This is a genomic window from Enterobacter cloacae complex sp. IR5441 (genome assembly GCF_049238215.1).
Classification (GTDB): domain Bacteria; phylum Pseudomonadota; class Gammaproteobacteria; order Enterobacterales; family Enterobacteriaceae; genus Enterobacter; species Enterobacter hormaechei_C.
This window is the reverse complement of sequence record NZ_JBMKIA010000008.1, coordinates 79,383-98,035: the sequence shown is the minus strand read 5'-3', so window position 1 is coordinate 98,035 and position 18,653 is coordinate 79,383. Positions and strand designations below refer to the sequence as shown.

The window sequence follows — 18,653 nt, the reverse complement described above, 5'->3', positions numbered from 1 at the left end:
AGAAGCCTATGAAATACGATTTAATCATTATCGGAAGCGGCTCCGTAGGATCTGCCGCCGGTTATTACGCCACGCAGGCGGGTCTGAAAGTGCTGATGATTGACGCCCACCTTCCCCCCCACTCTGAAGGAAGCCATCACGGCGATACCCGTCTGATCCGTCACGCTTACGGCGAAGGTGAACGTTATGTACCGCTGGTGCTTCGGGCTCAGACGCTGTGGGATGAGCTGGCCACACTCACCGAAGATCGCATTTTTGAGCGCACCGGGGTCGTTAACCTGGGGCCAGCCAGCTCCACGTTTCTGGCGACCGTCGAGGAGAGCGCGAAAGCCTACCGCCTGGACGTCGAGCGTCTGGATGCAAACGGCATCATGGCGCGCTGGCCGGAAATTTCTGTCCCTGACGACTACATTGGGTTGTTTGAAGCCAACTCTGGCGTGCTGCACAGCGAAACGGCCATTAAGACCTGGATTGATCTCGCCGCCAAAGCGGGCTGCGCGCAGTTGTTCAACTGTCCGGTCACGGGCATCACCCACCATGCAGAGGGTTCAACCGTCACCACCTCTGAAGGTGAATATACCGCCACGCGTCTGCTGGTGAGTGCGGGAACGTGGGTGACGAAACTGCTGCCGGACCTGCCCATCCAGCCGGTGCGAAAAGTCTTCTCCTGGTTCCAGTCTGACGGGCGTTACAGCAGCCAGAACAAATTCCCGGCGTTTACAGGCGAGTTACCCAATGGCGACCAGTTCTACGGTTTCCCCTCGGAAAAAGACGCGCTCAAGATTGGCAAACATAACGGCGGGCAGGTAATTTCCTCTGCGGAAGAACGCAAGCCGTACGGCGCTTATCCGCAGGATGGTTCCGAAGCCTTCACGTTCCTGCGTAATATCCTGCCGGGCGTAGGCGGGTTGCTTTACGGCGCAGCGTGCACCTATGACAACACCCCGGATGAAGACTTTATCATCGACACCCTGCCGGGACACGATAACACCCTGCTCGTAACCGGGCTCAGCGGTCACGGGTTTAAATTTGCCTCTGTGTTAGGTGAAATCGCCGCCCAGTTTGCGCAGGGGATCGCGCCTTCGTTTGATCTCAAGCCCTTCGCGCTCTCGCGCTTTAACCGATAATACCTCTACAGGCTCCGAATAACCGGGGCCTGTTTAGCGAGAGGGGCATGATGCGCAGACTGGTGAATTACCTTATCAATAACATCCGCGAGCATTTCATGCTCTACATTGTTCTTTGGTCGCTGCTGGCGATCATTGACGTTATCTATATTGTATTCTTCTGAAAATTCTCGCTGACGTTTATTGACACTCCTTTAAATTTATTTAACTTATATTTTTTAAAAAACGTCACCTCAAATTTATTGAACGAAGCGATTGAAATACATTGCGGAAACACATTCAAATTCGCTGAAATAAATTAAATAAAAAACATTATTCATTTTTTTCAGTTGCATTATTTATTTAACCCGTCCATTTTTATTGCTCAGTCATTTGAGAACGGAAATTCATATGCAATGGCGTAACTCCTCCCGTCGCTACGGAATAATATCCATGTGTTTACACTGGCTATTTGCACTTGCCGTTTATGCCATGTTTGGTCTCGGCCTCTGGATGGTGACATTAAGCTATTATGACGGTTGGTATCATCAGGCCCCCGAATTGCACAAAAGCATTGGGGTTCTGCTGATGATGGGTCTGGTTTTTCGCGTGATCTGGCGACATATCTCTCCGCCCCCTCCAGCGCCCAAAAGCCATGGCCGACTTACCCGCATAAGCGCTGTTGGCGCACATATCGCACTCTATGCCCTGCTGTTCGCCATTCTGATCAGCGGCTATCTCATTTCGACCGCAGACGGTAAACCGATCAGCGTGTTTGGGCTTTTTGACGTCCCAGCCACATTGGCTGACGCCGGTTCACAGGCTGACACCGCAGGTGTGGTTCATCTGTGGCTGGCATGGAGCGTGGTGATCCTGTCTGTCCTGCATGGCCTTGCGGCCCTGAAACATCACTTTATTGATAAAGACGATACGCTGAAGCGCATGCTTGGCCGTTCGTCAGTTGACTCTGGAGCATAAAATGAAAAAACGCCTGTTGGGTATCGCATTAGGTTCGCTGCTATTTACCACCGGTTCGGCCATTGCCGCTGACTATAAAATTGATAAGGAGGGCCAGCATGCCTTTGTCAATTTCCGTATTCAGCATCTGGGTTACAGCTGGTTATATGGCACATTCAATGATTTCGATGGCACATTTACTTTCGACGAGAAAAACCCTGCTGCCGATAAAGTGAACGTCACCATTAATACCAACAGCGTCGACACTAATCACGCCGAGCGTGATAAACATCTGCGCAGCGCTGAATTTCTGAACGTGGGCAAATTCCCGCAAGCTACTTTCGCGTCGACAGAGGTGAAGAAAGACGGTGATAAGCTCGCTATTACCGGTAATCTGACGCTGAACGGCGTAACAAAACCGGTCACACTGGATGCCAAATTAATTGGACAGGGCGACGATCCGTGGGGTGGCAAACGTGCTGGCTTTGAAGCCGCAGGCAAAATTCATCTGAAAGATTTTAATATCACCACGGATTTAGGCCCGGCATCGCAGGATGTTGAGTTGATTATTTCGGTGGAAGGCGTTCAGCAGAAGTCATAAAACAGGCCCGGCAGGCTTTCGCGCCGCCGGGCAGTGTTTTACTCCGGGTCCGGAATACCCAGTTTGGTATTCAGTCGGCCCCGGGATTTATTAAAGATCTTATTCCCGTTCTCGCGTCCGGCACGGCGACGACGTTGCTCTTCTTCAGGCAAGATACTCTCTTCACTGCACAGCTCGCTACAGCAGCCATTAAACTTCTCGGCACATGCAGGGCACTGAATAAACAGCAGATGACATCCGTCGTTTTTGCAGTTGGTATGCGTATCGCACGGCGTACCGCACTGGTGGCAGTGCGCGATCACGTCCTCTGAAATTCGCTCGCCCATACGCTCGTCAAACACAAAGTTCTTACCGATAAAACGCACCGGTAAACCCTGCTCACGGGCGCGACGGGCATACTCAATGATCCCACCCTCAATGTGCCAGACTTTATTAAACCCGTTGTGCTTCATCCAGGCGCTGGCTTTTTCACAGCGGATCCCCCCGGTGCAGTACATAACGATCTTTTTGTCTTTATGCTCCTGCATCATCTCAACGGCTTTTGGCAGTTGCTCGCGGAAGGTGTCGGCAGGAATTTCCATCGCATTCTCGAAGTGCCCCACTTCATATTCGTAGTGGTTACGCATATCAATGAACACCGCATCCGGATCGTCGAGCATCGCGTTCACTTCAGCGGCCTTGAGGTACTCCCCCACATTAGCAGCATTGAAGCTCGGATCGTCAATGCCATCCGCCACAATACGCTCGCGCACCTTCATGCGCAGCACCCAGAATGATTTACCGTCATCATCCAGCGCAATGTTCAGGCGTACGCCGTTAAGCGCCGGATCAAACCCGTAAAGGAGGTCGCGGAAAGCACTGACCTTGCTTTCCGGCACGCTGATCTGCGCGTTAATCCCCTCACGCGCCAGATAGACGCGACCAAACACGTTCAGGGCGGTAAAAGCCTGGTAAAGCGCATCGCGGGTCGCCTGGGGATCATCGATGGTGAAATACTTATAGAAAGAGATCGTTGTGCGCGGTTCGGTTTCGGCCAACATACGCGCTTTCAACATCTCATTCGAAACGCGGTTGTGTAACACTGGCATGGTGTACAAGTCCTGCAATCGTTGAGAATTAAAAATCGGTCGGCATGATATAGCAAACAAAGACAATTTACATCCACACAATTTACGCTACATTTCAGTCAACCTGATTAATCAGACTTAACATTTGCATATTCTTTCATGTTTCGATGACAGACATTTTGGCTATGCCTTAAAAAATGAGACAATATCCTTTCAGGACGTTAGAACACAGGACAGACATGACCCAGTTACCGAAATTTACTGCCGCGCTTTTGCATCCCCGCTATTGGTTAACATGGTCAGGCATTGGCTTGTTGTGGCTAATTGTACAGCTGCCTTATCCCGTCATTTTCCGCATGGGTAAAGGACTGGGCCGCATTGCTCAGCAGTTTATGAAGCGTCGCGCCAGGATCGCGTATCGTAACCTTGAGCTTTGTTTTCCTCAGATGAGTGAATCTGAGCGCCACGGCATGGTGGTTAAAAACTTCGAATCTGTCGGCATGGGGCTGATGGAGACCGGTATGGCCTGGTTCTGGTCGGATAAACGCATGGCGCGCTGGACGGAAGTGGCCGGGACCGGCATGGAGCCGGTGCATACTCTTCAGGCTAACCAGACTGGCGTCCTGCTGATTGGCGTTCATTTCCTGACGCTCGAAATTGGCGCGCGCATGTTCGGCATGCAGGCGCCGGGTATAGGCGTTTATCGTCCTAACGATAATCCGGTGATCGATTTGATCCAGACCAACGGACGCATGCGCTCCAATAAAAGCATGATCGATCGCAAAGACCTGAAAGGGATGATCCGCGCCCTGAAATCAGGTGAAGTGGTCTGGTATGCCCCGGATCATGACTATGGCCCGCAATCCAGCGTGTTTGTCCCGTTCTTTGCGGTGGAAGATGCAGCGACGACCACCGGGACCTGGATGCTGGCGCGGATGTCCAAAGCGGCTATCGTGCCGTTTGTGCCGCGCCGTAAACCAGACGGTTCAGGCTATCAGCTCATCATGCTGGAGCCGGAACTCGCGCCGCCGCTGATTGATGCAGAAACCACCGCGCGCTGGATGAACGGCGTTGTCGAGAAATGCATTATGCTCGCGCCGGAGCAGTACATGTGGCTGCATCGCCGCTTTAAAACTCGGCCTCAGGGCGTCCCTTCCCGGTATTAACCTGCGTGCGGCCTTCCGGGCCGCATGTTGTTTTAGCTTTAAAAGCTCCCCGTCATTGCGGCAATCATACCCCGGGCGCATAATTAGCAGGCTTATTACCTCACTGTTCACGGTGCCCTGCACCTCATTATGCGGATAGTTATGTCCCCCACAGATGCTCCCATAAACTGGAAACGTAACCTGACGGTTGCGTGGCTGGGTTGTTTTCTTACTGGCGCCGCCTTTAGCCTGGTGATGCCCTTCCTGCCCCTCTACGTTGAACAGCTCGGCGTCACCGGACATAGCGCCCTGAATATGTGGTCCGGCCTGGTGTTCAGCATTACGTTCCTGTTCTCCGCCATTGCGTCGCCTTTCTGGGGTGGGCTGGCGGATCGCAAAGGCCGCAAAATTATGCTGCTGCGCTCCGCGCTCGGCATGGCGATCATTATGCTGCTGATGGGGGTGGCGCAGAATGTCTGGCAGTTCCTGATACTACGCGCGCTTCTGGGCCTGCTCGGGGGATTTATCCCTAACGCCAACGCCCTGATCGCCACCCAAATCCCGCGCCAGAAAAGCGGCTGGGCGTTGGGCACGCTATCCACTGGCGGCGTAAGCGGCGCACTGCTGGGCCCACTGGCGGGCGGGCTGCTGGCCGACCACTACGGACTGCGGCCGGTATTCTTCATTACCGCCAGCGTGCTGTTCCTCTGCTTCCTGGTGACGCTTATCTGTATCCGCGAGAATTTCACGCCCGTGGCCAAAAAAGAGATGCTGCACGCCCGGGATGTGCTGGCCTCGCTGAAAAACCCAAAGCTGGTGCTGAGCCTGTTTGTAACTACCATGATTATCCAGGTGGCCACCGGTTCAATCGCGCCTATACTGACGCTCTACGTACGCGACCTGGCGGGAAACGTCAGCAATATCGCCTTTATCAGCGGCCTAATCGCCTCTGTTCCCGGCGTGGCGGCGCTACTGAGCGCGCCGAGGCTCGGCAAGCTGGGAGACCGTATCGGCCCGGAAAAGATCCTGATCTGCGCCCTGATCGTCTCCGTCCTGCTGCTGATCCCCATGGCGTTGGTGCAGTCTCCGTGTCAGCTCGGCGTCCTGCGCTTCCTGCTGGGGGCTGCGGATGGTGCGCTACTCCCGGCTGTACAGACGCTGCTGGTCTATAACTCCACCAACCAGATAGCCGGTCGTATTTTCAGCTATAACCAGTCGTTTCGCGATCTGGGTAACGTCACCGGACCGCTGGTTGGCGCGGGGATTTCGGCCAGCTTCGGTTTCCGGGCGGTCTTTATCGTGACGGCAGGCGTCGTGCTGTTCAACGCCGTTTATTCGTGGCTCAGCTTATCCCGGGCGCTACGCCCGGCGCGAATAAGACCACATCGTGACGGCTAATTTTCGCATTCATACTTGCAAAATCACATAATCAGCTATTCTTTCCCTGAATACCTTCACGAAAAACAGGGAGACACCAATGACCATGTACGCCACGCTGGAAGAAGCAATTGATGCCGCTCGCGAAGAGTTCCTCGCCGATAATCCCGGCGTTGAGGAAGAAGATGCTGACGTGCAACAACTCAATATCCAAAAATACGTCCTACAGGACGGCGATATTATGTGGCAGGCCGAATTCTTTGCTGATGAAGGTGAAGATGGTGAATGTCTGCCGATACTCAGTGGTGAAGGTGCGCAGGCGGTATTCGACGGCGACTATGACGAAATTGAGTTACGTCAGGAGTGGCTGGAAGAAAATACGCTGCACGAATGGGACGAAGGTGAGTTTCAGCTCGAACCGCCGCTGGATACCGAAGAGGGTCAGGCCGCAGCGGACGAATGGGACGAGCGATAAGTCACCGCTACTCGTAGGGGCCGTGGCTGGCATCGATGGGCAGCAGTAGCGTGTCGAAAATCAGAGAAAACGGCAGATCGAGCACGGTGAGATAGCGCCATGCGGAATCACGGACATCCCACTGTACGCCGGGGTAGTACTGATTCCCGTGGCCCTGCCCGGGGATGGTGCGGCTGATAATGCTGCCGCAACCGCTGAGCAGGCATGCCATCATGACGACAATGATTACTTTCATTTCTGACCTCTAAAAAAATACCGGCGATTAAGCCGGTATTTTATTTGGCGGGTGGCGCTTCGCTTACCCGCCCTACTTAACAACTTACTTCGCCTTCAGGGCCAGCGGATTGAGCTTCACGTCCTTGTAGTAGTTCACCCACGAAGAGTATCTCTCCGGAGAGGACCACACGCGGTAGTGAAGCCGTGCCATCGTCACCGGATCGCTCAACAACACCAGACGACGGTCGCGGTTAAGCTTTTCTGGCGTCTCGTTCAGCGCCTGCTCAACGTGGCGATCGCGGGCGATCTCCAGCACCTGGCTGGCGCGGTGACGCGCCGTCGCCATCGCGGTTGCCAGCGCGTTGAATGACGGGTTAAACACGGCATGCATAAAGCCATCATCCAGCGTGCGTTTGCGGTTCTGCTCCAGATAGGTATCGGTATCCACCAGCACCTGCGGCGGAGAATACTCTTCCGGGATCAGGAACAGCTTCCAGCGTTTGGTACGCAGGCCCACCGTGGAACGGCTGGAGATCACCGATACAAACGGCGACAGGATCAGCGAGAATACAATCGGCGCAAGCCAGAACAGGAAACGCAGATCCAGCCAGGCCATACCAACGGCCCACACCAGGCCCAGCAGCAGCTGAGAGCCGTGGCGCATAAAGGCTTCACTCCACGGCGTAGAGTCATCGTCACGCTGCGGTGAATTCCACACCACTTCCCATCCCAGGAACGCGCTCACCACAAACACCGTATGGAACAGCATACGCACCGGCGCCAGCAGGACCGAGAACAGCACTTCCAGCAGCAGTGAAAGGGTCACGCGGCAGAAACCACCGTACTCCTTCGAACCTTTGCACCAGATCAGAATGATACTGAGCAGCTTAGGCAGGAACAGCAGCACCATGGTCGACGCGAACAGCGCGATCGCAAGCTCCGGACGCCACTGCGGCCACACCGGGAACAGCTGGCGCGGTTGCAGGAAATACTGCGGCTCCGTCAGGGCATGCACAACCTGCAACGCGGTTGAGAGCGCCAGGAACATAAACCACAGCGGCGCAGACAGATAGGACATAACGCCCGTCAGGAACACCGCACGGTGAACAGGGTGCATCCCTTTCACCAGGAACAGGCGGAAGTTCATCAGGTTACCGTGACACCAGCGGCGGTCGCGTTTGAGCTCATCCAGCAGGTTCGGCGGCAGCTCTTCATACGAGCCAGGCAGATCGTAGGCAATCCAGACTCCCCACCCTGCACGACGCATCAGCGCGGCTTCCACAAAGTCATGCGACAGAATGGACCCGGCAAACGACCCTTCACCCGGCAGCGGCGCCAGGGCGCAGTGCTCGATGAATGGCTTCACGCGGATAATGGCGTTGTGGCCCCAGTAGTGGGATTCACCCAGCTGCCAGAAGTGCAGACCGGCAGTAAACAGCGGCCCGTAGACGCGGGTCGCAAACTGCTGGCAGCGCGCATACAGCGTGTCCATACCGGACGCTTTTGGCGAGGACTGAATAATTCCCGCGTTCGGGTTGGCTTCCATCAGACGGACCAGCCCGCTCAGGCAGTCGCCGCTCATCACGGAGTCTGCATCCAGTACCACCATGTAGCTGTACTGGTTACCCCAGCGACGACAGAAGTCATCAATGTTTCCGCTCTTACGCTTAACACGACGACGACGACGACGGTAGAAGATCTGCCCTTCGCCCTGCACCTCGGCAATCAGCTCCATCCAGGCTTTTTGCTCCGCCACGCAGATATCCGGATTGTAGCTGTCGCTCAGGATATAGACGTCGAAATGCGCCGCGTTACCGGTCGCCTTCACGGACTCCCAGGTAGCACGCAGCCCGGCGAATACGCGGTCAACGTCTTCGTTACAGATAGGCATGATCAGCGCGGTACGGTGCTCAGGATTGAGGGGCTCATCCCCGACCGTCGACGCGGAAATGCTGTATTTGTCACGCCCCATCAGCAGTTGCAGGAAGCCCATCAGCGCCGTCCAGAACCCGGCGGAGACCCAACAGAACAGCACCGCGAACAGCAGAAGAATGCCGCTCTGTAAAATATACGGCAGCAGCTGCATGAAGGAGACCCAGATATCCTGGCCAATCATGTCAGCAGGGTTAATCAACGCCCAGCCCTGGTACGGCAGAATGGTTTTCATGTACCAGGTGGCGACAACCGTCTGCGCCAGCGTCAGCAGCAGCAGAATGTAACGACGAATCGTTCCCACGGTACGCCATTTCTGCTCGGATGCCTGCTGTTCTTTGGTCAGACGTGACAGATAGCGCGGCGTCACGTCACGCCCACGCAGGCGATCCCAGAAGCGGCCCACCGGGTTGGTGCGCCACGGATCGGGGAACATGGAGGAACGCGTGGCCTTCGGCATCGCCTGTAGCTGGTCACGCCCTTCGTCATCCTTGATTAGCTGCCCTTCTGCCAGCGAGTCCGGCCATGCCTGCTCCAGACGTGCCTTCACTGACCCCAGCGGCGTATCATCATCACGGGAAAAGTGACGATGTTCACCATCCAGCGCGGTGTGAACCGCGCGGATGTCGCTCGCAGGGAGTGCCGCTTTTTCAATGTCCGTCAGCGGCATGGCATCAATATATTCAGATGTATTATTCATTGGCAGGTAGCTGATAGCTCCAGGTTTCACTCAGCGGCTTATCGTTACTGACCAGCGCGGCGCGCATTTCAGTGGTCTGTTTCGGATCTTTCACCTTCACGCGCAGGGTCAAACGCCACCCTTTGGTGACCGGGTTGTAACGCACGGCGTTCTCAACGATTTCACCGTTATCGCCAATGCTGGCCTGTGCCGTCACGGCAGTATCCGGGGCCAGTTTTTTCATATCCTGCCCGGTGAAGTCCACGATAAATGCCAGCGTGCCATCCGGCTGACGAATCAGGTTGGACTGCTTCACGTCACCCGTCGAACGACGCGTCTGCATTACATACGCGTTATCCGGTGCGTGCAGTTTGTCTTCGTCACGGCTGAAGGTGATCGCATACTTGAAGTTCATCTCTTTACCGGCTTCCGGCAGCTGATCCGGTGTCCAGTACGCCACAATGTTATCGTTGGTTTCATCGTTAGTTGGAATTTCAACCAGCTCAACCTTGCCTTTACCCCAGTCGCCTTTCGGCGTAACCCAGGCGCTTGGACGCAGATCGTAGCGGTCATCCAGATCTTCAAAGCGGGAGAACTGACGGCCACGTTGCAGCAGACCAAAGCCCTGCGGGTTTTCCATCGCAAAGCTGCTGACGGCGAGGTGTTTCGGGTTGTTCAGCGGACGCCAGATCCACTCGCCGTTACCCGCATGAATGGAGAGGCCGTTGGAATCATGCAGTTCAGGACGGAAATTGGTCGCCGGAGAGGGCTGGTTCGGCCCGAACAGGAACATGCTGGTCAGCGGCGCGACGCCCAGTTTGCCCACTTTATCGCGCAGGTAAACTTTAGACTGTACGTCAACCACCGTGTCACGCCCTGGCATGATCACGAAGCGATAAGCGCCTGTCGCACGAGGGGAGTCCAGCAGCGCATAAATTGTCAGACGTTTGTCGGTTGGTTTTGGACGTTCGATCCAGAACTCGCGAAAACGTGGAAATTCTTCACCTGATGGCAGCGCGGTATCAATTGCCAGACCGCGCGCAGAAAGCCCGTACACCTGCCCCGCGCCAATCACGCGGAAGTAGCTGGCGCCAAGCATGCTGACGATTTCGTCGTTTTTATCTTTGCTGTTAATCGGGTAAAGCACCTTGAAGCCTGCGAAGCCGAGGTCTTTCACCGTGTCTTTATCGTGTTGCACATCGCCAAAATTGAAATAATCCGGGCTGTACTTGATTTTGCGTACCGCGGTCGCCGTCACTTCGTTGATGGCAACCGGCGTGTCGAAGTACATACCCTGGTGGTAAAATTCAAGCTTGAACGGGGTTTTAATATTGTTCCAGTACGCTTTATCGTGATTGAACTGGATCTGCTGATAGTCCGCGTATTTCATGTCGCGGAAAACGGAGGGCAGGTTACTTTTTGGCGCTTCGTAGCTCTTGCCCGCCATCGATTTAGCCTGTTTTGCGACATCATCGATGTTAAAGGCCAGTGCAGATGAGGTATACAGTGACAACAGCACTGCTACACCCAACCAACGCATTTTCATCATTTGTGGTTTATGTTTCATAATAAGTAAGCACTTCCCCCTTTGTGTGCTTATATCGATCCGATCCATTTTAATGGAAACTCAGGCAATCCGACAACATTATCACTGCTTTGTTCAGCTCGCTGGCTCATGGATTAAGCAAATGAAAGAACCCGCTTTTCACTTTGCGTGCTTATCCTGGAGACAGGGTGTCGGTCTTGGTGTAGGGTTGGCTCCGAATGTAACCATTATGAGCCTTAGGGATAAGGCGAAAAGTCTGAGAATGCGCAAAGTTATATGAGCACAACCCCTGTACAACGTGAATATTTCCTCGACTCGATCCGCGCATGGCTCATGCTATTGGGGATCCCTTTTCATATTTCACTGATCTATTCCAGCCACACCTGGCACGTGAACAGCCAGATGCCCTCCTGGTGGCTGACGCTGTTTAATGATTTTATCCATGCCTTCCGCATGCAGGTGTTTTTTGTCATTTCCGGTTATTTCTCTTACATGCTCTTCTTGCGCTATCCCCTCAAACGATGGTGGAAAGTGCGCGTGGAGCGCGTGGGCATACCGATGTTGACGGCCATTCCGCTGCTGACGCTGCCGCAGTTCATCATGTTGCAGCATGTTAAAGGCAAGGCGGAAAACTGGCCGAATCTCTCCTTCTATGAGAAATACAACACCCTGGTCTGGGAGCTGATTTCCCACCTCTGGTTCCTGCTGGTACTGGTGGTGCTAACCACGGTGAGTTTGTTGATCTTCAGCCAGCTGCGCCAGCGCGCGAGCACCGCATCCTCGACCTTCTTCGCCAACATCACCCTGGGCAAGCTATCTCTGCTGTTTCTTGCGCTGGGGGTCGCGTATGCCGCCGTCAGGCGTACCCTGCTCATTGTCTACCCTCCCATTCTGAGCGATGGGCTGTTTAATTTCGTGGTGATGCAGACCCTGTTCTACATTCCCTTCTTCCTGATTGGGGCGCTGGCATTTATTCATCCCCGGCTTAAAGCGCTGTTTACCACCCCCTCCCCCTGGTGTGCGGTGGGTGCTGCGCTGGCCTTTGCCGCCTATCTTCTCAATCAGCGCTATGGCAGCGGGGACGCGTGGATGTATGAGACAGAGAGCGTGATAACGATGCTGATGGGCCTGTGGATGGTTAACGTAGTGTTCGCCCTTGGCCATCGTCTGCTGAATTTTAAATCCAGCCGCGTTACCTATTTCGTTAATGCTTCGCTGTTTATCTACCTGGTTCACCATCCGCTGACGCTGTTTTTCGGGGCGTACATTACGCCGCATATCGCCTCGAATGCGCTGGGCTTCTTCACCGGCCTGGTCTTTGTGGTTGGCATTGCCATCGTGTTGTATGAAATCCATCTGCGGATCCCGCTTTTGCGTTTCCTGTTCTCAGGCAAACCTCAGGTTAAAGCGGGATAACAAAACGGCGCCTCCAGGGCGCCGTTTTTGCACTTCAGACATCAAAATGCCTGGCTGCGCGCGGTCAAAATCCGCTGATACAGGTCGGCGGTGTGCTCATCGAAACAGACAAAAATGACTTTTTCCGGCATGGGTTTGAGGGAAAGGTAGTGATAAACGGTATTCACGGCGATTGTAGCTGCCGCTTCCTTTGGATAACCGTATACCCCGGTGCTAATGGCGGGGAACGCCATGGTCTTATACCCGTTATCCGCCGCAAGCCGCAGGCAGTTACGATACGCCTGCTCAAGAATCTCAGCCTCATGGCGGTCGCCACCGTGCCAGACGGGTCCAACGGTATGGATCACCGCTTTGGCCGGGAGATCGCCTGCAAGCGTAATAACAGCATGCCCCGGCGGGCACTCTCCCTGCTGCTGACGCACGGTTTTGCATGCTTCAAGGAGTTGAGGGCCTGCGGCCCGGTGAATGGCACCGTCCACCCCGCCCCCACCCATCAGGGAGGAATTGGCTGCGTTGACGATCACGTCAACGTGTACCGTCGTGATATCGCCATGAATAACGTCGATTTGCGGTCTCATAAACACCCTCTGCAACCCGCCTTTTTCATCAGTGTATCGCAGAGGGAGAAGGAGAAAAACTGCCGTGAAAAAAACGTCGGTTAGCGGTAATCCACCTGAACGACCGCAAGCGTTTTCTGTTCATTCAGGTATTTCATGCTGACAGCGGCCAGAGCTGAATGAGGATGATGGCCCCGGAGCGCCTCGTCATAACTGATGGTATGCGTTTTCATACGGTTATTTTCCGGACAGGAGATCGCAAACTGCTGATGCCGGGGCGTGACTTCGCACGGGTCAGCGACCACCGCGCCACGAAAATGAATCACCCCACCATTTTCTATAGTTGCTGAATAAGCCGGAGATAAAAAAGAGGACAGGATCAGTCCCAGACCAGAAATAATACACGCTGCGGATTTGAACATTATTTGTACTCCTCAATGAAATTCGTCCTTGAGGGGTAAAAACGCTCCGTTATGACGTATCAATTTAAGCAACCCGATGACTGGGTTCTTGATATCAGCATAGCTTACCTGTGCAGCGCCGCCACTTTATTAAATCATTGATTTCATGAATTATTAAAGCGTACTTACCGGTGCGTTCCACTGCTGTGATAAATGAAGCGATTTTCCATCGGAAACGGTGACGATTATTTTTACCGCATCCCCTGAACGAATATTTAAACTGATTCGCGTTAAATCAATCGGCTGATTAGCGGGTATAAAAAGAGTATTTTTCTGCCGCGATGTACTTTGTCCCGCTTGCCCCTGTCGGACAGATAACACCTCAACCTGACATTCGCAGGCGTCTGCCAGCGTGACCTGAGGAATAATGGTTGTCATATTTGCCTGCTGTGAGGTGCTGAACGTTATCTGGCTGGCAAGCGCAGCAAGGAGAATGAAGGTGCTCATGAGATCCTCCCGAAAAAAAACAGGGCACATGCCCTGTTTTTTGGTACAGAATTGAATCAGTACTGATGTGCGGTCGCGTTGTTGCCAAAGCCAACCTGGTGCACAGTCACCGTTGAGCCGGACGCTGTCTGGTCTACCGCCGCGCCGTTGCCGCCGCCGAACTGTTTCACGTTGATAACAGAGTCTTTGCTATTCCACTGGTCGATGGTGGCGCTGTTACCAAAGCCTTTTTGCAGCAGATCGATAGAACTGTCATCAGAGCCCTGACCAACATCTGCGCCGTTACCGCCACCGTGCTGGGTAATGGTCAATTCAGAATCTCGGGCGTCCGTCTGCAAAGCAAGCGCGGAGTTACCGCCGCCGTACTGGTAAATGCTCAGGGTTGAGTCAGGGCCGTTATTGCCGCCACCCCAGCCACCACCGTGGCCGCCGCCAAATTGTGGTACCGCACCTGCGAAAGCACTGCCAGAAACTACGATTGCTGCAATAACTGCCACTTTGAAAAGTTTCATGGTAAACCCCCATCGGATTGATTAAGGCGTCACACATCGCTAGCGTTGAATAACGCGAATAGCCATTTGCGACTGTCTCTGTACTACAACTGCTGTTTTCTGCGTACCATACTGCGTTATATTCGCCCTGTTACCCGAGCCTTTCTGGATAATCATGGCGGTGTTGCCAAAAGCGCCCTGCTTAATACTCGCATCGTTGCCGTTACCGGTCTGAACGATATAAGCAAGGTTATACGTCCCTGACTGATCAACATGCGCGCGGTTATTCCCGCCCTCCTGGGAAATAATGGACAGCAATTTAGAACCGCCCTGGCGTACATCAGCATTATTACCTGAGCCCTGTTGACCAATAATGGCTGCCTGATTGTATGAAGCTTTACTTAATTCATTTATCGCAAAATTATATTCAGAACTGGCTAAATCTGAATCACCTGCGATTACAAACCCAGGCGCACCCAGTAATGTAAACATCATAAACAACATTTTGTTTTTCATGCTGTCACCCTGGACCTGGCTATAAAATAGGTATGTCTTTACCCGTTAACGCGATTCGTTTTGTTAACGCCGCGTTACGGAAAAGAGTATGTCTGCCGAAACATATTTAATATCTCACCCGTGTGCCTTATTTTTATATGCTCATTCACCTCAAAGTCGTAAATCTCGCCTGAAACGACGCGACACACCACTAATGCAGAAATAAATTCTTGTCTGAGCGCCTGGACAACAGCGAGACAGGCTGTCCAACCTGTACCGGCTTCTACAGACAAACACGGCAATGTCTTTTGCCAGGGGCGTGACACGAAGCAAGTTTTCTTAAGAAAAATTTCCAGCTTAGAGAAGTCTTAACTTTTTAGCTGAGTTCATACTTTTTACCGGCTGGCTTACAATAATTAAAAGCCCAATAATTCAATTCGTTATAATATATTGTATGACTTTCAAAATCTGTGCACGTTTATACACCTGTACAACTTTCCCCTTATCTTAAAATCTATTCACCCTGCAAAATACACAACTTAATATCGAATTTTACATTCTGTTACATGATTAACACTTGCTTTAAAGTTTGCAATAGCTAGATTGAAAACAGCAGTACGTTATTTGTTTTTAATTTTACCGCCTCCTTTGGAGGAAGGTTTTTTAACTACACACAGCAGTGCCACACCTGTCAGTACTTCTGGTGCCCTTTTCAATAATACGAGGGCAGCTGCCGGGTGTCATAAATAACGTGGGGTTTCATCATGTTTAATGAAGTCCATAGCTTACCCGGTCATACATTATTGTTGATCACAAAACCTTCCCTACAAGCGACAGCGTTATTGCAGCATTTAAAACAATGCCTCTCGCTTAACGGGAAACTGCATAATATTCAACGTCCTTTTGATGATATCGCTCCTGGCAGCATCATTCTTCTCGATATGATGGAAGCGGATAAAAAACTGGTCCATTACTGGCAGGATAATTTAAGCAGGAAAAACAATAATATCCGCGTATTGTTATTAAATACGCCTGATGAGTATCCTTTCCGCGATATTGAGAGCTGGCCGCATATTAACGGCGTGTTTTACGTCACTGAAGAAGAAAACCGTGTCGTGGAGGGTTTGCAGGGCATATTGCGGGGGGAGTGTTATTTCTCGCAAAAACTGGCCAGCTACCTCATTACCCACTCCGGAAATTATCGCTATAACAGTTCAGAATCTGCACTTCTGACGCACCGTGAGAAAGAGATCCTGAACAAACTGCGTATTGGTGCTTCAAATATTGAAATCGCCCGTTCGTTATTTATCAGCGAAAATACGGTTAAGACGCATCTTTATAATCTTTTCAAAAAGATAGCTGTTAAAAATCGCACGCAGGCGGTGTCGTGGGCAAACGATAACCTCAGGCGTTAATAGCATGAAACGCACCCTAAGTTGGATTGCCGCCGCAGGCATTATGCTTGCTGCCGGAAACCTTCAGGCTGTTGAGGTGGAAGTTCCCGGACTGTTGACCGACCACACCGTCACCTCTGTCGGACACGATTTTTATCGTGCCTTCAGCGATAAGTGGGAAAGCGATTATCCGGGTAACTTAACCATCAACGAACGGCCCAGTGCGCGGTGGGGAAGCTGGATCACAATAACCGCTAATCAGGACGTTATTTACCAGACTTTTTTATTCCCAACGAAAAGAGACTTCGATCAGAACGTCGCTTTCGCGCTGGCACAAACAGAAGAAGCTATTAACCGCCTACAGTTAGACAAAGCCCTTTTGAGCACAGGCGATTTAGCAAAAGATGAGTTCTAGCAACGACACCTATTTCGGAGGCTGTAATGCGTCTCGCACACACAGTGATTTCGTTAATGCTCATTGCGCCGTTGAGCTGGGCCGGAAATATGACATTCCAGTTCCGCAACCCTAATTTTGGCGGCAACCCGAATAACGGAGCCTTTATGCTTAACCAGGCTCAGGCTCAAAACTCCTATAAAGACCCCAGCTATGACGATGATTTCGGTATCGAGACCCCGTCGGCCCTGGATAATTTCACTCAGGCCATCCAGTCGCAAATATTAGGTGGCTTATTAACCAACATTAATACCGGAAAACCCGGCCGGATGGTCACTAACGACTTTATCGTCGATATTGCCAATAAAGACGGGCAGCTTCAGTTAAATGTGACAGACCGAAAAACCGGTAAAACGTCGACAATCCAGGTTTCCGGTTTGCAGACCAGTTCAACTGATTTCTAAACAACCCCGAAATAAGGACAATTATTATGCAGCGCTTTTTTATTTTAGTTGCAGTGTGCTTATTAAGCGGTTGTTTAACTGCCCCGCCAAAAGAAGCCGCTAAACCCACCCTGATGCCTCGTGCCCAGAGCTACCGGGATCTGACGCATCTGCCGGTCCCTACCGGGAAGATATTCGTCTCGGTCTATAACATTCAGGATGAGACGGGCCAGTTCAAACCGTATCCGGCCAGTAACTTCTCGACGGCCGTACCGCAGAGCGCCACCGCGATGCTGGTCACCGCCCTGAAAGATTCTCGCTGGTTTATCCCGCTGGAACGTCAGGGGCTGCAAAACCTGCTTAACGAACGAAAAATCATTCGTGCCGCGCAGGAGAATGGTACCGTTGGCGTCAATAACCGCATGCCGCTACAGTCTCTCACCGCAGCCAATATCATGGTGGAAGGCTCGATTATCGGCTACGAAAGTAACGTGAAATCGGGCGGCGCGGGTGCGCGTTACTTTGGCATCGGGGCCGACACGCAGTATCAGCTGGATCAGATTGCCGTCAACCTGCGCGTGGTTAACGTGAGCACGGGTGAGATATTATCCTCCGTGACCACCAGCAAAACGATTCTCTCTTATGAAGTGCAGGCCGGGGTGTTCCGCTTTATCGATTACCAGCGTCTGCTGGAGGGTGAAATTGGCTATACCTCTAACGAGCCGGTCATGCTGTGTCTGATGTCGGCCATCGAAACCGGCGTGATTTTCCTGATTAATGACGGTATCGATCGCGGCTTGTGGGATCTTCAGAATAAAAGTGACGTGAGTAATGCGGTGCTGGTGAAATACCGAGAGATGTCGGTGCCGCCAGAGTCATAATCGGCGGCGCATAAAAAAGGCGAGATTTCCGTCTCGCCTTTTTTTATTTACTTACCGCAGGAACGCTTCGGCTCTTCTCGCGTCGGGCCGCAAGCCAGAGGCCGCTGTTCTTCATGGCGTAGCCAAACAGTAATCCCAGCATGAGCGAAGGGACCACCAGCTTCCAGTCCCCCTGCCCCGCAAAGGTCGCGCAGGCACCCATGAACGTGCCGGGCACAAAGGACAACAGCAGATGTTTTGCCTGAACGCACATCAGGAAGGCCACAATGCCGGTGATGGCGTACCCCAGGATTTCCACATGCGGCGCCAGCGCGCTGCCTTTCATAATGACCAGCGCCCAAATCACACCGCTCATCAGAGTACAGCCGGAGATGAAGAGCCCTTTGAGACCACCCTGCGGGCAGGCGAAATAGGCCGTGCAGCCAAGAAAACCAGCCCAGCTCAACAAGCCGAGAGAGACAGCCACCCAACCCCAGAGGCCGGAGAGGATGCCAGTCGTGATTGCAATACAAAGTAGTATGTTCATGGTGCGCATCTTAGCAGATGCGCACCATAGAAATGAGATCAGAAGCA

The 18,653-nt window shown here is 52.7% G+C and carries 22 protein-coding genes; 12 read left to right on the top strand and 10 right to left on the bottom strand.

Annotated elements, in window-relative coordinates:
- Positions 1 to 8 precede the first annotated feature (8 nt).
- From solA to ACOTX5_RS11405, 4 genes are all read left to right on the top strand, one after another.
- Complete coding sequence (gene solA, locus ACOTX5_RS11420; protein ID WP_045911609.1) at positions 9 to 1,127, top strand: N-methyl-L-tryptophan oxidase; 1,119 nt, start codon at positions 9 to 11, stop codon at positions 1,125 to 1,127.
- 50 nt (positions 1,128 to 1,177) lie between these two features.
- Entirely contained in the window at positions 1,178 to 1,291 is a 114-nt protein-coding gene (locus ACOTX5_RS11415; protein WP_003858014.1) for a YceO family protein, read from the top strand.
- 226 nt (positions 1,292 to 1,517) lie between these two features.
- Positions 1,518 to 2,084, top strand: coding sequence for a cytochrome b (locus ACOTX5_RS11410; RefSeq protein ID WP_017384743.1), 567 nt, complete (start codon positions 1,518 to 1,520; stop codon positions 2,082 to 2,084).
- A 1-nt stretch (position 2,085) separates the two neighbouring features.
- Positions 2,086 to 2,664: a YceI family protein gene (locus tag ACOTX5_RS11405; protein WP_017384744.1), complete on the top strand. Its 579-nt coding sequence runs from the start codon at positions 2,086 to 2,088 to the stop codon at positions 2,662 to 2,664.
- A 38-nt stretch (positions 2,665 to 2,702) separates the two neighbouring features.
- Here ACOTX5_RS11405 and ACOTX5_RS11400 read toward each other — a convergent pair whose 3' ends face one another.
- Positions 2,703 to 3,752 (bottom strand): rhodanese-related sulfurtransferase, encoded by a 1,050-nt coding sequence (locus tag ACOTX5_RS11400; protein WP_017384745.1) that lies wholly within the window; start codon positions 3,750 to 3,752, stop codon positions 2,703 to 2,705.
- Positions 3,753 to 3,970: 218 nt separating this feature from the next.
- Here ACOTX5_RS11400 and ACOTX5_RS11395 point away from each other — a divergent pair, with 218 nt between their 5' ends.
- The 3 genes from ACOTX5_RS11395 (at position 3,971) to ACOTX5_RS11385 (ending at position 6,728) form a co-directional block, all read left to right on the top strand.
- Positions 3,971 to 4,897, top strand: coding sequence for a Kdo(2)-lipid IV(A) acyltransferase (locus ACOTX5_RS11395; RefSeq protein ID WP_045911608.1), 927 nt, complete (start codon positions 3,971 to 3,973; stop codon positions 4,895 to 4,897).
- A 141-nt stretch (positions 4,898 to 5,038) separates the two neighbouring features.
- Positions 5,039 to 6,274 carry a multidrug efflux MFS transporter MdtG gene (gene mdtG, locus ACOTX5_RS11390; protein ID WP_234101232.1) on the top strand — a complete coding sequence of 412 codons (1,236 nt, stop codon included), beginning with the start codon at positions 5,039 to 5,041 and terminating at the stop codon, positions 6,272 to 6,274.
- 79 nt (positions 6,275 to 6,353) lie between these two features.
- Positions 6,354 to 6,728, top strand: coding sequence for a MysB family protein (locus ACOTX5_RS11385; protein ID WP_015570844.1), 375 nt, complete (start codon positions 6,354 to 6,356; stop codon positions 6,726 to 6,728).
- A 7-nt stretch (positions 6,729 to 6,735) separates the two neighbouring features.
- On the opposite strand, the gene ACOTX5_RS11380 is transcribed toward ACOTX5_RS11385, so the two are convergent.
- The 3 genes from ACOTX5_RS11380 to mdoG all read right to left on the bottom strand — a co-directional run bounded on the left by ACOTX5_RS11380 (position 6,736) and on the right by mdoG (position 11,122).
- Positions 6,736 to 6,963 (bottom strand): YceK/YidQ family lipoprotein, encoded by a 228-nt coding sequence (locus ACOTX5_RS11380; protein ID WP_003858030.1) that lies wholly within the window; start codon positions 6,961 to 6,963, stop codon positions 6,736 to 6,738.
- 84 nt (positions 6,964 to 7,047) lie between these two features.
- Entirely contained in the window at positions 7,048 to 9,576 is a 2,529-nt protein-coding gene (gene mdoH / locus ACOTX5_RS11375) for a glucans biosynthesis glucosyltransferase MdoH (protein ID WP_003858032.1), read from the bottom strand.
- Positions 9,569 to 11,122 (bottom strand): glucans biosynthesis protein MdoG, encoded by a 1,554-nt coding sequence (gene mdoG, locus ACOTX5_RS11370; RefSeq protein ID WP_015570847.1) that lies wholly within the window; start codon positions 11,120 to 11,122, stop codon positions 9,569 to 9,571. The genes mdoH and mdoG overlap by 8 nt, the downstream gene beginning before the upstream one ends.
- A gap of 255 nt (positions 11,123 to 11,377) precedes the next feature.
- Here mdoG and mdoC point away from each other — a divergent pair, with 255 nt between their 5' ends.
- Positions 11,378 to 12,517: a glucans biosynthesis protein MdoC gene (gene mdoC, locus ACOTX5_RS11365; RefSeq protein WP_017384749.1), complete on the top strand. Its 1,140-nt coding sequence runs from the start codon at positions 11,378 to 11,380 to the stop codon at positions 12,515 to 12,517.
- 41 nt (positions 12,518 to 12,558) lie between these two features.
- Here the strand turns inward: mdoC and ymdB are convergent, their stop codons facing one another.
- From ymdB to csgB, 5 genes are all read right to left on the bottom strand, one after another.
- Positions 12,559 to 13,095: an O-acetyl-ADP-ribose deacetylase gene (ymdB, locus tag ACOTX5_RS11360; RefSeq protein ID WP_015570849.1), complete on the bottom strand. Its 537-nt coding sequence runs from the start codon at positions 13,093 to 13,095 to the stop codon at positions 12,559 to 12,561.
- Between the two features lie 80 nt (positions 13,096 to 13,175).
- Entirely contained in the window at positions 13,176 to 13,496 is a 321-nt protein-coding gene (locus ACOTX5_RS11355) for a type 1 fimbrial protein (RefSeq protein ID WP_017384751.1), read from the bottom strand.
- A gap of 153 nt (positions 13,497 to 13,649) precedes the next feature.
- Positions 13,650 to 13,982 (bottom strand): curli assembly chaperone CsgC, encoded by a 333-nt coding sequence (csgC, locus tag ACOTX5_RS11350; protein WP_017384752.1) that lies wholly within the window; start codon positions 13,980 to 13,982, stop codon positions 13,650 to 13,652.
- A gap of 56 nt (positions 13,983 to 14,038) precedes the next feature.
- Positions 14,039 to 14,494: a curli major subunit CsgA gene (gene csgA, locus ACOTX5_RS11345; protein WP_003858043.1), complete on the bottom strand. Its 456-nt coding sequence runs from the start codon at positions 14,492 to 14,494 to the stop codon at positions 14,039 to 14,041.
- A gap of 39 nt (positions 14,495 to 14,533) precedes the next feature.
- The gene (csgB, locus tag ACOTX5_RS11340; RefSeq protein ID WP_045911607.1) at positions 14,534 to 14,989 is read right to left on the bottom strand and encodes a curli minor subunit CsgB; all 456 of its coding nucleotides are present in this window, start codon (positions 14,987 to 14,989) and stop codon (positions 14,534 to 14,536) included.
- A 743-nt stretch (positions 14,990 to 15,732) separates the two neighbouring features.
- Here csgB and csgD point away from each other — a divergent pair.
- Genes csgD through csgG form a run of 4 tightly spaced genes read left to right on the top strand, consistent with a single transcriptional unit; the run spans position 15,733 to position 18,080 of the window.
- Positions 15,733 to 16,383 carry a biofilm master transcriptional regulator CsgD gene (csgD, locus tag ACOTX5_RS11335; RefSeq protein WP_045911606.1) on the top strand — a complete coding sequence of 217 codons (651 nt, stop codon included), beginning with the start codon at positions 15,733 to 15,735 and terminating at the stop codon, positions 16,381 to 16,383.
- Positions 16,384 to 16,387: 4 nt separating this feature from the next.
- On the top strand, positions 16,388 to 16,777 hold the full coding sequence (gene csgE / locus ACOTX5_RS11330; protein ID WP_003858052.1) for a curli production assembly/transport protein CsgE: 390 nt from the start codon (positions 16,388 to 16,390) through the stop codon (positions 16,775 to 16,777).
- A gap of 26 nt (positions 16,778 to 16,803) precedes the next feature.
- Positions 16,804 to 17,220: a curli production assembly/transport protein CsgF gene (gene csgF / locus ACOTX5_RS11325; protein WP_003858054.1), complete on the top strand. Its 417-nt coding sequence runs from the start codon at positions 16,804 to 16,806 to the stop codon at positions 17,218 to 17,220.
- A 26-nt stretch (positions 17,221 to 17,246) separates the two neighbouring features.
- Positions 17,247 to 18,080 carry a curli production assembly/transport protein CsgG gene (gene csgG / locus ACOTX5_RS11320; protein ID WP_003858055.1) on the top strand — a complete coding sequence of 278 codons (834 nt, stop codon included), beginning with the start codon at positions 17,247 to 17,249 and terminating at the stop codon, positions 18,078 to 18,080.
- A gap of 43 nt (positions 18,081 to 18,123) precedes the next feature.
- Here the strand turns inward: csgG and ACOTX5_RS11315 are convergent, their stop codons facing one another.
- Positions 18,124 to 18,606 carry a DUF1097 domain-containing protein gene (locus ACOTX5_RS11315; RefSeq protein WP_072206705.1) on the bottom strand — a complete coding sequence of 161 codons (483 nt, stop codon included), beginning with the start codon at positions 18,604 to 18,606 and terminating at the stop codon, positions 18,124 to 18,126.
- Positions 18,607 to 18,653: the final 47 nt, after the last annotated feature.

Coding starts and splice junctions, on each gene's coding strand:
- solA (WP_045911609.1), top strand. CDS start 9: ATGAAATACGATTTAATCATTATCGGAAGCGGCTCCGTAGGATCTGCC.
- ACOTX5_RS11415 (WP_003858014.1), top strand. CDS start 1,178: ATGCGCAGACTGGTGAATTACCTTATCAATAACATCCGCGAGCATTTC.
- ACOTX5_RS11410 (WP_017384743.1), top strand. CDS start 1,518: ATGCAATGGCGTAACTCCTCCCGTCGCTACGGAATAATATCCATGTGT.
- ACOTX5_RS11405 (WP_017384744.1), top strand. CDS start 2,086: ATGAAAAAACGCCTGTTGGGTATCGCATTAGGTTCGCTGCTATTTACC.
- ACOTX5_RS11400 (WP_017384745.1), bottom strand. CDS start 3,752: ATGCCAGTGTTACACAACCGCGTTTCGAATGAGATGTTGAAAGCGCGT.
- ACOTX5_RS11395 (WP_045911608.1), top strand. CDS start 3,971: ATGACCCAGTTACCGAAATTTACTGCCGCGCTTTTGCATCCCCGCTAT.
- mdtG (WP_234101232.1), top strand. CDS start 5,039: ATGTCCCCCACAGATGCTCCCATAAACTGGAAACGTAACCTGACGGTT.
- ACOTX5_RS11385 (WP_015570844.1), top strand. CDS start 6,354: ATGACCATGTACGCCACGCTGGAAGAAGCAATTGATGCCGCTCGCGAA.
- ACOTX5_RS11380 (WP_003858030.1), bottom strand. CDS start 6,963: ATGAAAGTAATCATTGTCGTCATGATGGCATGCCTGCTCAGCGGTTGC.
- mdoH (WP_003858032.1), bottom strand. CDS start 9,576: ATGAATAATACATCTGAATATATTGATGCCATGCCGCTGACGGACATT.
- mdoG (WP_015570847.1), bottom strand. CDS start 11,122: ATGAAACATAAACCACAAATGATGAAAATGCGTTGGTTGGGTGTAGCA.
- mdoC (WP_017384749.1), top strand. CDS start 11,378: ATGAGCACAACCCCTGTACAACGTGAATATTTCCTCGACTCGATCCGC.
- ymdB (WP_015570849.1), bottom strand. CDS start 13,095: ATGAGACCGCAAATCGACGTTATTCATGGCGATATCACGACGGTACAC.
- ACOTX5_RS11355 (WP_017384751.1), bottom strand. CDS start 13,496: ATGTTCAAATCCGCAGCGTGTATTATTTCTGGTCTGGGACTGATCCTG.
- csgC (WP_017384752.1), bottom strand. CDS start 13,982: ATGAGCACCTTCATTCTCCTTGCTGCGCTTGCCAGCCAGATAACGTTC.
- csgA (WP_003858043.1), bottom strand. CDS start 14,494: ATGAAACTTTTCAAAGTGGCAGTTATTGCAGCAATCGTAGTTTCTGGC.
- csgB (WP_045911607.1), bottom strand. CDS start 14,989: ATGAAAAACAAAATGTTGTTTATGATGTTTACATTACTGGGTGCGCCT.
- csgD (WP_045911606.1), top strand. CDS start 15,733: ATGTTTAATGAAGTCCATAGCTTACCCGGTCATACATTATTGTTGATC.
- csgE (WP_003858052.1), top strand. CDS start 16,388: ATGAAACGCACCCTAAGTTGGATTGCCGCCGCAGGCATTATGCTTGCT.
- csgF (WP_003858054.1), top strand. CDS start 16,804: ATGCGTCTCGCACACACAGTGATTTCGTTAATGCTCATTGCGCCGTTG.
- csgG (WP_003858055.1), top strand. CDS start 17,247: ATGCAGCGCTTTTTTATTTTAGTTGCAGTGTGCTTATTAAGCGGTTGT.
- ACOTX5_RS11315 (WP_072206705.1), bottom strand. CDS start 18,606: ATGAACATACTACTTTGTATTGCAATCACGACTGGCATCCTCTCCGGC.